Genomic DNA, 13,015 nt, shown 5'->3' with positions numbered 1-13,015 from the left:
TTAATCGCTGAAAACAGAAAGAAAAATGAATACGAAACAATATAGTATCTCAAACATCTCTAAGCTCATCAACATACCTGTAAAGGGTATGTTGATGACTACCCTAGTAGCGATGTTATTAGGCGTTTGTTCATACGAATCTAAAGGGCAAATTGAAACGATGTACAGTTTATATCGCTTTAACCCTCAAATCGTTACTCCTGCTCATGTGGGATCATCAGAAGTATCTGACATCACGGTTATAAATAGACGTCAGTGGGTAGGCTTCGAAGGAGCACCTACTACCTTTGCCGCAAGTCTAAACCAAAAATGGGGAGAGAATAAAGGTATTGGTGTAATTGCATTAATGGACCAAGCAGGCCCAATTAAAATGACGAACATCAGTGCTGATTTTGCTTACCATGTGGCCTTAAACGACAAGTGGACGATGTCTGGTGGTATCCGTGGAGGATTAGCTAATTTGGCCATTGAGTGGTCTGCCATCCGTTTAACACACGGCGGAGATGATAATTTTCAAGAAGATATTTCAAGCGGTTTAAAATTCAATACCGGTTGGGGACTACGCTTCTCTAAAGGAGACGGATTATTTTTAAGTGTTTCTCAACCGAGGGTACTTAAATATGATTTTGGAACAGCTTCTGGAGCCTATAAAGATGTAGATTACTACTACACCATGGTGGGCACAAAAGTGCGTCTAGGGTCACAAGTTACCTTATATCCAAGTGCATTATTTCGCATAGCTACCGATGTACCTTTAAGTTATGATATCAACATCAATAGCCGTATCCGCGAGAGGTTTGATTTAGGGCTTAGTTACAGAAAAAGTGATAGTTATGGAATTCGTTTAGGATTTCAGGCAACAAAAAACCTTTATGCTGGTTACGTATATGAACTACCTATATCAGCCATTAGTAAAGTAACTACACAAACACATGAAATTGCATTACGATTCACGTTTAACAAGAAAGAAATCGTTGAAACGAAATAGATATTTAAGACAGTAGATTAGAGAACGAAAAGTGGAAAGCTAGGTTAATTTTTGATCTAGCTTTTTTTTATGCCCTTTTCCTATTTAAATTTTAATTTCACAAACTATTTTAACTTGATTTTATAAAATCATTAGATAGGAGCAGCTTTGTAAACTATTTTTCAATTAAAAAATGGGGTATTTTTATGCTGAATAGAAACAATCCATATGGCCATTTTAAATTAACTTTACATACTTGATTCACGGTATTTCACAAAAATACTTGTACTTTTTATCAGTTTAAATGCCTAAATTGGTGCAAAATGCATGATTCCAGGTCGATTTTGTAAAGAAAAGCTTAAATTTCTGGCAAAAAATCAAGTAAAAATCGCAGTACAGAATTCGATACATAGTACAGAATTTTTATAAATCAACCTGCCGAAAAATCAACGAAAGGCCATTCCGAAAGACTGAGCAACAACTTTGTTTTGAATTTAAAATTAAGAACAAATATTAGCAATGTTCTATTTTTTAAATTAATGCTTTAGAGTACCTTTGTAAAGTAAATCAGAGAAAAAAAATAGGATTTGACTCTGGCTTAGTGTTCTACAATGTTCTAAATTAATATGAAAAAATCTATCTCTCAGCTTAACTCACGGTTCAGCTACTCTGTACTAAAACTACAGGAAACTTTAATTCCGCTAAAATCTAGTGCGCTTGCTTTAAAACATTTTTAAAACAGCCCAACCAAACAAACCATCCTTGTAGGTGTGATTGTTCGTTTGCTTGTGAAACCTAGCTTTTGAAATATTAAAACGTGTTCTAATAAAGATTAAATGAATTCTAAATTCAACCTCAAGTCGATTTCATCTTACAGTTCAGCGATCAAAACGTTCTCGTTTGTATGTGTAGCTGCGTGTGTAACGATTACCGCTGAGGCTCTAACTAGTCAACGTACATCTCAAAGCTATTCATTTGCAAAAACCAGTATCCTAGCAGATTCTACCTTAAAAGGGCAATTTGTTATTCCTACTGGTGACAAAAACAAGTTCCGCACAGAAAACATGGAAGCTATAGGTATTATTCCTCAAGGAATTACTCCAAATGGCGATGGTAAGAATGATAAACTAGTTATTGACGGAATAGCGGGGCTCAAAAATAAGCTGAGCATTTTTAATCGCTGGGGAAATTTAGTTTTTGAAAAAGAAAACTACACCAATGATTGGGGCGGAGAATATCTTAGTTCCAATTCAAACAGCGATGCGAAACTACTTCCAGACGGAATCTATTATTACGTAGTAGATTTTTATGGACAAAGGGAAAACATATCAACATACGTACTTATAAATAGGTTAGCAGTAAAGTAAAACAATGTTCTATAATTATATACATATTAAACTGAGAGTAGATCAAAAAAGGCAAAGTTGGGGCCGCTTGGCCCTAACTTACCTCCTTCTTGGATTCATGCTTTCATGGAGTTATTCATCACATGCTCAAATCGAAAGCATGTACAATTTGTACCGATTCAACCCTCAAATCATTACCCCTGCGCATTCTGGATCCACCGAGAACTCCGAAGTAGTGTTTATCAATAGACAACAATGGATTGGCGTAGAAGGTGCTCCTAAAACGATAGCTGCTACAGCCAATATCAAATGGGGTGAAAAGAAAGGCTTAGGTTTTTTAGCCATGGTCGACCAAGCTGGTCCTGTTAAAACAACAAACATCGGTGCCGATTTTGCTTACCACGTATCATTAAACGATAAATGGAGAATGTCAGGTGGTATTCGTGGTGGATTTTCGAATTTAGCCTTAAACTGGTCATCCATTCGCTTAGTGAATCAAAATGATGCACTTTTTGCCCAAGATATTTCGACAGGTTTAAAATTCAATACTGGTTGGGGCTTACGCTTCAGCAAAGGAGATGGTCTGTTTTTGAGTATCTCACAACCACGTGTGTTTAAATACGATTTTGGCGCCGCTAGCGGAGCATATAAAGACGTAGATTATTTCTACACCATGGTAGGTACCAAGATTAAGATGGGAAATAACATCAACTTATATCCAAGTACATTATTAAGAATGGCTTCTGACGTACCTTTAAGTTGGGACATTAATTTAAATGCGCAAATCAAGGATAAATTAGATGTAGGATTAAGCTACCGCCATAAAGATAGTTACGGTTTACGTTTAGGTATGCAAGCCAGTAAAAAAATCTATTTAGGATACGTGTATGAGTTACCTATCTCTAATATCAGTAAAGTAAGTACACAAACGCATGAAATCGCCTTAAGATTCTCCTTCTTCAAAAAAGAAGTAGCAGCTCCAGCTAGCGAGCCAGCGGTTAAATAAAAAATGCCTCATCAATGAACAAAAAAGCGATCTCTCAAGAAATCGCTTTTTTTATGCTTAAAAATACCTCAAAAAACCTAGGCTCACTCTTTAAATTTAATGTAGCGATGCATCCTAGAATTTCATGCATTAGGTAAGCAACTTAGAATCAAAAAATACCCCCCAGAAGCTTATTCCTCCTGAGCAAATAAACCTATTTTCTAAATCGTTTGATGCGGTAAAAAGTCAAATAATTGGCATCATGACTGCGATGTGCTCCACCTTCCTCATCGTCATAAGCGGTCCTACTAGCTAAAACGATGTGTTTACCTTGAAACTGCCAGTCGACATACTGAAAACCATGTTTAATCTCATCTGGGTGGTGAAATATGATTTTTTTGACTTCCCAAATTTGTAAATCCTTCGAACAAATCAGGGCCAAGGTATTTCTAAATGAAGCTGGATTCTTACCCAGGTTTTTAGCCTTAATTTCCTCTGGAATGACATTAGAAATAGTCCAATATAGCTTTGACTTGGCATCATAACGGATCGAAAACTTTTTCGCTCCACCCGGAAAACGGATAAATCCCCTTGTCGTATCAAAACTAGCCTCTTTCCCATCCGCACTAATCTTGACCATAGCCGCATATTCATCCATAGTCGATTTATTATCCACGCGCAAGATATTCCAAACTTGCCCCTGGGGATCTGCGACTGCGTTACCTTCAATCCAAGCACCAAATTGATGATTCAAATACGTTGAATCATAGCGAAGTACATTCGTTTTAGTCCAACTAGCGGCTTTCATGGGATCTGCATCTAAGGGCATCGACATCATAAAAGTACCATATCGTTTGCCCCATGTCTTGATTGGCCCCATGGCATCCTCCATGGCTCTCCATAAACGGCCATTGTGCTCTAAAAAGGGCATAGGAGCACAATGATACTCCCCTGCTAACAAGAGGCCATGTTCTGCATCAATAGGCTCGGTCCAGGTATAACCCCCATCCTGCGAATTTCGAATGATGGTATTACCATGGTGTTTGTAGGTGCCCATGATATATAATTTTCCTTGAATCTCGACTAATTTAGACCAAAATTGACCTTGAATTTGACTTATCTTCACCCAAGTTTTACCCTTATTCTTCGATAAATAGACCTCTGAGACGGCTGAGGTGTGCTCCGTAGATTTTGGACCAAAAAAATCATGCGATGCTAAATAATTCCCATTGGAGAGAATGCAAATACTTGGAGATCCAATGTATTGTCCACTAGAGGCAGGACTATGGGCAATGACAACACCAGGAACTTGGGCTGTCAAGGAAGTACTAAGAAAAAGTAGGCAGACGTAAAAAATTACATAGGAGCGTAAAGGTTTCATGAGTTAAATAGATAAAATTATACCGAAATAATACCTAAAAATACTCTAATTCCTTTAGCTTTCTATTAAAACTTAAAGCCTAAATTAAGTCCTAAGCCTCTTAGTCCTAACCACGGTCCTTCTGTATTAATTTGAGCTGAATTAGCGGTAACTTTTCCTACGGATTTAAAGGGAGCTGTATCCAAATTATCTACTTCTCTTTGTAAAATAGCTTGTTCATCAGCATTCAAGGATGGCTGAAATTCCGCCGTTAGAATACCCTTGCTGGATCCAAAATGAGCTCCTACAATCCAAAAGTCAACCACCAAGCGATTCTTCCAAAGTGGATATTGTACACCAAACATCAGCCCCCCATTCATGGAAGTAATTTTTCCTTTAAAATCACGATCCACCTGCATGAATTGACCACTGGTTTTATCTTCCACGGTAATTGGGGCTGTCAAATCATAAACCAAATATCTGGCATAAGGAGCGGCATAAAATCCTTGGTTACCCTTACTGCTAAAATAGTATCTAATTTCAGGTGTAATAGCGAAATTACCCAGCTTCAATCGAGATAAATTGATCGACTGATCATTTATTTGATCCGAAATAAAACCTTCCATTGGAACATTCCCATAAGGCATTGATCTAAATCCTAATGAAAAGGAAAGGTGCTTGCTTAGGCTTCGCTCATAAGTAAAATTATAATTTCTTAGGACCAAAGAGCTCAGATTTACCTTGATACTATTTTTAGGCGATTTTTGGGCCCAAATTAAGCCGGGAATCAAAAGTAAAAGCAATAAAATTTTCTTCATGAAGGTTGATTGTTGGCAAGCTAATAACTTAAAATTTCAATGGAATTTCTCTTTTCGTTTCCAGAGGAAACTCCCATTTACTTTTTATAATATTTCATTGCCTCTGGCAAATATTCCTTAATCTTTTGAATTCTAGTGGCATCAGATGGGTGAGTACTTAAAAATTCAGGTTGAGCCTCTCCCGATTTTGATTGATGCATGCGTTCCCAAAAAGCCATGGCCTCGGTCGGGTCATACCCTGCTTTGGCAGCCCACATTAATCCGAATTTATCGGCTTCTAATTCCTGCTCACGAGAAAAAGGTAACATGATTCCTACCGTGGTACCTATTCCATAGGCTCGCATAAATAAATCTTGGGTTTCTTTCGGCTTACTAGAAATAGCTGCAGATAAAACTGACCCACCTAATTCTTGTATCATGGACTCGCTCATCCGCTTATTTCCATGCTGCAATAAAGCGTGAGATACCTCATGTCCCATGACAAAAGCCAATGCAGTTTCATTTTTAGTCACCGGCAAAATGCCTGTATAAACCACAATTTTACCTCCAGGCATACACCAGGCATTGATGGTTGTATCATTTTTAACCAAATTATATTCCCACTGATACCCTTTTAAAAAATCCTTATTATTTTTCTCAACAAAATAAGCCTCCACAGAAGCCGTGATTTTCTTTCCTAAACGCTGCACCATTTGAGCACGCGCATCTTTGGCAGGGGAAATTACCTGGCTCGTTTTTAAAAACTCTTGATACTGCGTTAATGAAAGTGCCTGTATTTCCTGCTCTGAGACAAGGGATAATTGACTCTTTCCTGTTAAGGCATTTTGTGCGCAGGAAATCACAATCAATGAAATTAAAAGAATCAGGAGGCTACTAATACCGTATACTTGTGTAGAACGTTTTATCATAATCAAACTAATGTTGAGCTTGGACACAGAAATAAAATGTAAATTTAATCTATGCCACCTGATTTACCCAATTAAATAACTTGTTGTTCTTATTTTTGTATTAAACCGCCTCAAATAACCATTCCATGTTGAAAAAAATTCTTTATTCCTTTTTGGGAATCTTTTTGTTCTTTGTGCTAGCGGCCATTGGGATATCTAGGCTATATAAAAATGATATCAAGGAGCTAATCACGCGAACAGCCAATGAAAAGCTAAAAGCAAACTTTCAATTTCAAGATGCCTCCATAAGTATATTAAGTCATTTCCCTAGCTTAAGTATCGAGGTGGAAAACAGCAGCATAATCGGTAAAGATGAATTTAAAAACGACACCCTTTCACAAATACCCAAACTTAGCATTCAAATAGCCCCATTGGCTTATATTTTGAATAAAAAAATAGAAATTCAAGATATCATCATTGAACAAGCACAGTTTAATTTAATCATTCTTCCCAATGGTCAAATGAATTGGGATATCTTTCAAGCTGGTCCACAAGAAGCTCCTAAAAAAGAATCAGAACCCAGCATGAGTATTTCCTTGAATCATTATCAATTGATTGATTCAAAAATTCTTTATAAGGATGAGATGCGGGGCTTTTCAAGCCAATTAATTCAGTTAAATCATGAAGGTTCTGGAGATTTTTCAGAGGAAATTTTCACCTTAACCACCAGCACCCAGGTTGAAAAGCTAAGTGTAGAGTTCCTCGGTAAAACCTATCTATCAGAAGTACAAGCCAAACTAGAAGCTCCTATTGAGATGAATTTCGCTAACATGGAATTTGCCTTTAAAAACAATGACTTGTATTTAAATGAATTACCTATTCATTTTGATGCTAAAGTGGCTATGCCCGATACCACCATGGACATGGACATCAAATTTCATGCCTTAAAATCACCTTTGAAAGATTTCTTATCTCTTGTTCCTGTTTTATACCAAAACTCATTTAAAAAACTACAGGCATCAGGGGATTTTGCCTTATCAGGCTATGTCAAAGGTAAAATAAATGGTAGCTCTATGCCTGGCTTTGGAATGGATTTACGTATCTCAAAGGGTGCATTTAGCTATGCCAACGTTCCTGTTGGAGTTAAAAAAATGGAAATGGACTTACAAGTTGATAATCCAGATGGAATACCTGATCACACGGTAATAGACCTAAAAAACTTTCATGTGTGGCTAAATAATCAATCAATAAAGGCCCATTTGCTCTTAAAAACGCCTATTTCAAATCCCTACCTCAAAGCAGGCCTCACAGGGCTTCTAAATTTGGGGGAAATTGCAAAAATTATTCCTCAGAAAAATACTCAAATGAGTGGTAGCATTCAAAGTGATATTCAATTAGATGGCTATGTTCAAGCGTTTAAGCAAGCTAAAGGAAAAGCCAATGGCTATTTTAAAGCCAATCAAATTCAATATAGCCAAAGCGAAACGCAACAGCATATTAGCATCAAGACTGCTTCTGCCTCTATAAACCCCAAGGCATTAATTATCAGCTCACTGGAGGGAAAGGTAGCTAATACCGAATTCTCGGCTAGCGGTAGTTTACAAAATTACGTCATGTATTTCCTGAAAAATGACCTAATCACGGGGAGTTTGACCATAAATTCGACTTTGCTGGATTTAAACCCATGGATACCTAAGGGCAACTCTACACAAGCAAAATCAGCGAAAGCTAGTAACACTTTCGAGATCCCTAAAAACATCGATTTTACTCTTCAATCGAGCATTGATAGATTACTTTTTAAAGACCTTCAGATTACAGAAGCACAAGGAAAAATTCGAGTAGCAGATCAAGTTATTTCCATGGATGGTATATCCTTTCGATTGGCTAAGGCCTACTGGAAATCAACAGGTACATTTAGTAAAAAAGAGAATCAAAACCCATCCCTTAAGTTCGCCTTCAATATTCATGATTTAAATATCCAAGAAGCACATAAATACTTTAGCTTGGTTCAAAAATTTGCTCCTATTGCTGGGGCTGCACAAGGCAAGGTCAACGTAGACTTTAGCTATTCTGGAGATTTAACTAGTGATTTATCCCCCAATTTGATGAGCACCAACGCGGAAGGGAACATGGACTTAATTGATTTCAATGTAAAAAACTCGACCAGCTTCAACCAATTAGTGAGCTTAACCCAATGGAATCAATTGAAGAATTTGGAATTAAAACCTAGCCATGTAAATTTTAAGATAAGTCAAGGTAGATTGCAATTCAAACCATTTGAAATCAATTCCAATTTGACCAAATTTCAAGTAACTGGTTCCAATGGATTAGACCAAAGTTTGGAATACAATATCTTGACGGACATCCCAGCTAAAACTTTACAATCAGGCCTAGCGGTTAGTTTGAATCAACAATTAGCCAAATTAAATCCCAACTTAAATTTGGAAAAAATCCAGCAAGCCTTAAAAATGCAAATTACTGTTCGAGGTTCCATGCTTAATCCTCAATTTAAGGTGAATGTCATCAATACGCAGGGAAATCCAACTAGTACTGTGAGCACACAAGCAAAAGAATTAGTGAAGCAAGAAGCTAAACAGCAGATAAACAAGCAGTTAGACGAGGCAAAAAGTAAAGCAGAAACCATCAAACAAGAAGCTGCGGCTCTCTCACAAAAAGTAAGGCAAGAGGCTTATGCAAATGCTGACCGAATGTTGGAAGAGGCCAAGAATCCATTGATGAAAATAGCTGCTCAGAAGATTGCTGAAAAACTAAAAAAGGAGGCCGACAGAAAAGCGGATGCTTTGTTAGAAGAAGCGGATAAAAAGGCGCAAGAACTAATCGAAAAGGCGCGTAAAAATTAACGAGCCTTTCCATTTCCAAATTGATCACTCGCTCTGACCGCTTTTGAACCTTGGAAATCAATCTCAACTAGTTTTTCACTAGATACATAGTTATGCTCTTCGTCTTCTAAGTGGTATAAAACCTTTCTGCTAACTGGGTCAATAACCTCCCCGCTAGAGGGGTAGGCATATTTCCCATCTAAGGAGAAACTAATCCACCCGGGCATATCTTTTAAAGGAATACTGGTCAACTGCTGATAAGGCGCCTTTCCCTGAAACACATGCAAGCGCATATTATAGCCATCGCATAACCAAATTTCTTTTTCATCAGGAGTTAAAGCTATGCCGTGACTAGGATTACCATGCCGACGAACGGGTCCTTTATTCCAACCTTCCACCACAACACTGGCTAATTTCTTTCCCGTTTTTAAATCACCCACTTCAAAGCCCAATAAACTATCCACGGTAACTAATCCTATGCTTTCTTTGCCATTGACAGTAAATGGACGAACAAAATTGCTGAATGGCCCTATTTTCTGCACCAAACTGTGCTTTTGGGCATCCACTTGGTATAACCAAGGATTACCAATATCAGCCAAATAAACGTATTGACCAGATAAACCATATAAGGTATTATGTGCTCTTTTGAATCCTTTTAAAGTCTGCATAATTGCCCCTGTTTCGCAATTAACTACATTCCAGAAATCTTTTTCTAGGGAAGGCAAATACATGGTTTTCCCATCAGGAGAAATCGACATGCGGTCACATCCTCCCACAAAGGGGATTTCCCAAATAACTTTTTCTGTGCTTAAATCAATGCGTTGCAAAGATTCCAATGTACTTACATACAGGCTATTTAATGGAATGCTCACTGCAATTCCTTTCACATTGGAAGGCTTTCCATTGGGATGTAATCCTTGGGTTTTTATTCGTTTGACAAATCGATGATTGTTGTTGATATCAAACACCAAAATCCCGTGTCCCCCATAACCTAAATAATCCCTAATACCTGGAGTAGCTACATACAAATATCGCTTGACGCTAGCTTGATTTTGCGCCATGGATGGCGATACAAAGAACAAGCAAATCAAACTAAAGAAGAAATAACGAATGATTTTCATGGCATTGGGGCTTAAAAAAATGAGATGAACAATAATGCTCATCTCATCTTTTGGGATCTTATTTAAACAAGTTCATTATTTTTTATAAGTAATCTTAAAAATGGTTCCACCCAAATCATCCGCTACATACAAAGAACCATCCGGACCTTGGGCTAAGCCACATGGACGATGTTGAACTGGGCCAGTTGGTTTTGCTAAATCAATACCAGAAAAATTATCTGCAAAGATTTCCCATTTACCTGATGGCTTATTATTTACAAAAGGCACAAAAGCAACAAAATAGCCCTTTTTCAATTCCGAGTTTTGACCATGAAAGGCTACAAATGCACCGTTTTTATATTTGGCAGGAAATTGATTTCCTGTGTAAAACAATACATCATTAGGTCCTAGATGTGCTGGAAATGCCACCTTAGGATCAATCGCTTTTTCTCCCGCTGTTTTCTTACCATCTCCACCGTATTCAGGTGCTAAAATTTTCTTATTTTGAAATTGATCATAATAGATGATTGGCCAACCACCATCGTCTCCTTCATGAATCTCATACAAACACTCGGCAGGGATTTCAGCACTTTGCTTGGGTGTATAGTATTGAGGATAAAAATCATGAAAAAATCCACGGCCATGTGAGGTAGCAAATAAGCTGTTTGTTTTATTATTCCATGTAATACCCACCGCATTTTTTAATCCGGTAACATAGCGTTTCCCATCTTGAAATTTCTGACCTAATTGATCAGCCTTAAATTTCCAAATACCGCCAGCTGAATCCAAAACAGTACAAGGAACCATGCCTTGACCAGTTCCAGACACCCGACATGCATCGTTCCAGGAACCAATGGTCACATACATATTGGACTGTTTATCAAAAACAAAAGGTTTGGCATTATCGCGACCTTTATCGATTAATCCACTCACAATATTTTCGTAGTGCTCCTTATCTACTACTTCCAACTTATCATTCATTTTAAAGCGATTTACGCCCGAATTTGAAGAAGCATATAAATAACCATTTTGAATTTGAATACCCGTTCCTACAAAATCTCCGAAATAATTTGTCTCATCCGCCACGCCGTCCTTATTGGTATCTCTTAAATGGACAATCCCTTTACCATCCTTAAATTTGGATAATTTGGCATAAATATCTCCATTGTTAGCTACAGTTAAGTGACGCGTAGCACCCAAATTTGAGCCCACAATCGTGGTCTTAAATCCTGCTGGTACTTTGACTGCAGATTCTTCTGCCACTGATTTAGTTAGAGGTTTATTGGACATTAAAATGCCCAAAGAAAGCGTTGCCAATGCCCATTGGCCTATACTCGTTTTAATTTTTTTCATGTTAATGGATGAGGGTAAAAAAAATTCATTTAATCAAGTTCAAGTTACCAAAATCAGTTAAAAAACCTACCAGTAACTGCACGTATATGCATTTAATTCTTAATTCTACATTCTACATTCTTAATTCTACATTCTTAATTCTACATTCTACATTCTACATTCCTTACACCCGAAGAAATACTTTTTTCTGGTACATAAAATACAGGAAATACCATTTGATACCCGTATAACATATAGCCATGGCAACGGCATTGTAGGGATTCCCCAACAATTGACCCAACCAATGGAATACACTATCCGTACTATATTCCCAATTGATAAATACGCCTGACATATAAATCAAGATGGAATTCATACCAATTATTCGGAAGAAAAAAGACCATTTTTGATAGCCTTTTACATCAATGATGTAATAAAACAGGGACAATAACAACAAGCTAATCCCCCCCACTAGTAAGACAAAGGAACTCGACCATAGGTTTTTATTGATGGGGAAATCCAAATTCCAAATCAAAGCTAATATGATAAAAAATGCTCCAAACATGGCCATGCGCTTGGTCTTTTGAATACCATCACTTGGGTCATTTTTCAAGTAATTACCTGTTAAAATCCCTAATAATCCAGTAGAAATAGCCGGAATGGTCGAGGTTAAGCCTTCAGGATCATGATTCCCTTTGTACAATCTACCTGGCATGACCAGTCGATCCAAATAAGATGCGAAATTACCTTCTTGACTTAAATCTCCGGCAGGGAATCCTGGAGCGGCGTTAAACTTCAACATGAGGTAATAAAAGGCCAAAATACCACCAAACCAGATGGCTTGAATGCTAGGCTTTTTGGTATATAAATAAATAATATTGGCAAACATATAGCCTAAACCTATACGGCCTAATACGCTTCCGAAGCGAATTTCCTCTAATGGCTTAATCTCCAATCCATTGTTGTAAACCACACCCAGTAAAGCCAATACGATACCTCTTCTGATAACTTTAATTAAAAGCTGCTCTCGGTTTTTCCCTTTCTCTATTTCTTTACCCAAGGAAAATGGAGTGGCCACGCCTGCCATAAATAAGAAAAGAGGGAAAATTAAATCGTAAAAGCGGAATCCATGCCAAGAAGGATGCGAGAATTGATGCGCAAAGAATCCCCAAATAGGAGAATCAGTAGCCTTGAACATAGTATGAAATATTTCATCAGCTCCCATGATCCAAAACATGTCGAAACCGCGTAAGGTATCTAGAGAATAGAGGCGATTAGCACTCAAACTGTTTTGATCCAAATTGGGTAAAGTAGTCATTTAATGAGGTTTAGATATCAAAAATTTATTTCTATGGATTAGCATGAATCATAAAAGAATCA

The 13,015-nt window shown here is 37.4% G+C and carries 10 protein-coding genes; 4 read left to right on the top strand and 6 right to left on the bottom strand.

Going from position 1 to position 13,015, the window contains the following annotated elements; genetic code table 11:
- The first annotated feature begins 25 nt into the window (after positions 1-25).
- From ACST15_RS09505 to ACST15_RS09495, 3 genes are all read left to right on the top strand, one after another.
- Positions 26-988 (top strand): PorP/SprF family type IX secretion system membrane protein, encoded by a 963-nt coding sequence (locus ACST15_RS09505; RefSeq protein ID WP_459454420.1) that lies wholly within the window; start codon positions 26-28, stop codon positions 986-988.
- Between the two features lie 815 nt (positions 989-1,803).
- Positions 1,804-2,334, top strand: coding sequence for a gliding motility-associated C-terminal domain-containing protein (locus ACST15_RS09500; protein WP_459454419.1), 531 nt, complete (start codon positions 1,804-1,806; stop codon positions 2,332-2,334).
- A gap of 4 nt (positions 2,335-2,338) precedes the next feature.
- A complete protein-coding gene (locus ACST15_RS09495) occupies positions 2,339-3,319 on the top strand; it encodes a PorP/SprF family type IX secretion system membrane protein (protein WP_459454418.1) in 981 nt (326 codons plus the stop codon).
- A 193-nt stretch (positions 3,320-3,512) separates the two neighbouring features.
- Here the strand turns inward: ACST15_RS09495 and ACST15_RS09490 are convergent, their stop codons facing one another.
- The 3 genes from ACST15_RS09490 to ACST15_RS09480 all read right to left on the bottom strand — a co-directional run bounded on the left by ACST15_RS09490 (position 3,513) and on the right by ACST15_RS09480 (position 6,384).
- Positions 3,513-4,679: a sialidase family protein gene (locus ACST15_RS09490; RefSeq protein WP_459454417.1), complete on the bottom strand. Its 1,167-nt coding sequence runs from the start codon at positions 4,677-4,679 to the stop codon at positions 3,513-3,515.
- A gap of 65 nt (positions 4,680-4,744) precedes the next feature.
- Positions 4,745-5,476 carry a DUF3575 domain-containing protein gene (locus tag ACST15_RS09485; protein WP_459454416.1) on the bottom strand — a complete coding sequence of 244 codons (732 nt, stop codon included), beginning with the start codon at positions 5,474-5,476 and terminating at the stop codon, positions 4,745-4,747.
- 77 nt (positions 5,477-5,553) lie between these two features.
- Positions 5,554-6,384 carry a M48 family metallopeptidase gene (locus ACST15_RS09480; protein WP_459454415.1) on the bottom strand — a complete coding sequence of 277 codons (831 nt, stop codon included), beginning with the start codon at positions 6,382-6,384 and terminating at the stop codon, positions 5,554-5,556.
- A 125-nt stretch (positions 6,385-6,509) separates the two neighbouring features.
- Here ACST15_RS09480 and ACST15_RS09475 point away from each other — a divergent pair, with 125 nt between their 5' ends.
- Positions 6,510-9,224, top strand: coding sequence for a hypothetical protein (locus ACST15_RS09475; protein ID WP_459454414.1), 2,715 nt, complete (start codon positions 6,510-6,512; stop codon positions 9,222-9,224).
- Here ACST15_RS09475 and ACST15_RS09470 read toward each other — a convergent pair.
- The 3 genes from ACST15_RS09470 to ACST15_RS09460 all read right to left on the bottom strand — a co-directional run bounded on the left by ACST15_RS09470 (position 9,221) and on the right by ACST15_RS09460 (position 12,953).
- Complete coding sequence (locus tag ACST15_RS09470) at positions 9,221-10,324, bottom strand: YncE family protein (RefSeq protein ID WP_459454413.1); 1,104 nt, start codon at positions 10,322-10,324, stop codon at positions 9,221-9,223. The two genes, ACST15_RS09475 and ACST15_RS09470, sit on opposite strands and share 4 nt — an antisense overlap.
- 75 nt (positions 10,325-10,399) lie before the next feature.
- Positions 10,400-11,656, bottom strand: coding sequence for a PQQ-dependent sugar dehydrogenase (locus ACST15_RS09465; RefSeq protein ID WP_459454412.1), 1,257 nt, complete (start codon positions 11,654-11,656; stop codon positions 10,400-10,402).
- A 163-nt stretch (positions 11,657-11,819) separates the two neighbouring features.
- A complete protein-coding gene (locus tag ACST15_RS09460) occupies positions 11,820-12,953 on the bottom strand; it encodes an acyltransferase family protein (protein ID WP_459454411.1) in 1,134 nt (377 codons plus the stop codon).
- Positions 12,954-13,015 lie beyond the last annotated feature (62 nt).

This window comes from Aquirufa sp. Wall-65K1 (genome assembly GCF_054558475.1).
The sequence above is the reverse complement of the archived record's forward strand: the minus strand, read 5'-3'. Positions and strand labels throughout refer to the sequence as shown.

Bases quoted from the DNA above. Each gene is read 5' to 3' on its own strand.
- ACST15_RS09465 (WP_459454412.1), bottom strand. From the start codon at position 11,656: ATGAAAAAAATTAAAACGAGTATAGGCCAATGGGCATTGGCAACGCTT.
- ACST15_RS09500 (WP_459454419.1), top strand. From the start codon at position 1,804: ATGAATTCTAAATTCAACCTCAAGTCGATTTCATCTTACAGTTCAGCG.
- ACST15_RS09480 (WP_459454415.1), bottom strand. From the start codon at position 6,384: ATGATAAAACGTTCTACACAAGTATACGGTATTAGTAGCCTCCTGATT.
- ACST15_RS09495 (WP_459454418.1), top strand. From the start codon at position 2,339: ATGTTCTATAATTATATACATATTAAACTGAGAGTAGATCAAAAAAGG.
- ACST15_RS09470 (WP_459454413.1), bottom strand. From the start codon at position 10,324: ATGAAAATCATTCGTTATTTCTTCTTTAGTTTGATTTGCTTGTTCTTT.
- ACST15_RS09475 (WP_459454414.1), top strand. From the start codon at position 6,510: ATGTTGAAAAAAATTCTTTATTCCTTTTTGGGAATCTTTTTGTTCTTT.
- ACST15_RS09505 (WP_459454420.1), top strand. From the start codon at position 26: ATGAATACGAAACAATATAGTATCTCAAACATCTCTAAGCTCATCAAC.
- ACST15_RS09485 (WP_459454416.1), bottom strand. From the start codon at position 5,476: ATGAAGAAAATTTTATTGCTTTTACTTTTGATTCCCGGCTTAATTTGG.
- ACST15_RS09490 (WP_459454417.1), bottom strand. From the start codon at position 4,679: ATGAAACCTTTACGCTCCTATGTAATTTTTTACGTCTGCCTACTTTTT.
- ACST15_RS09460 (WP_459454411.1), bottom strand. From the start codon at position 12,953: ATGACTACTTTACCCAATTTGGATCAAAACAGTTTGAGTGCTAATCGC.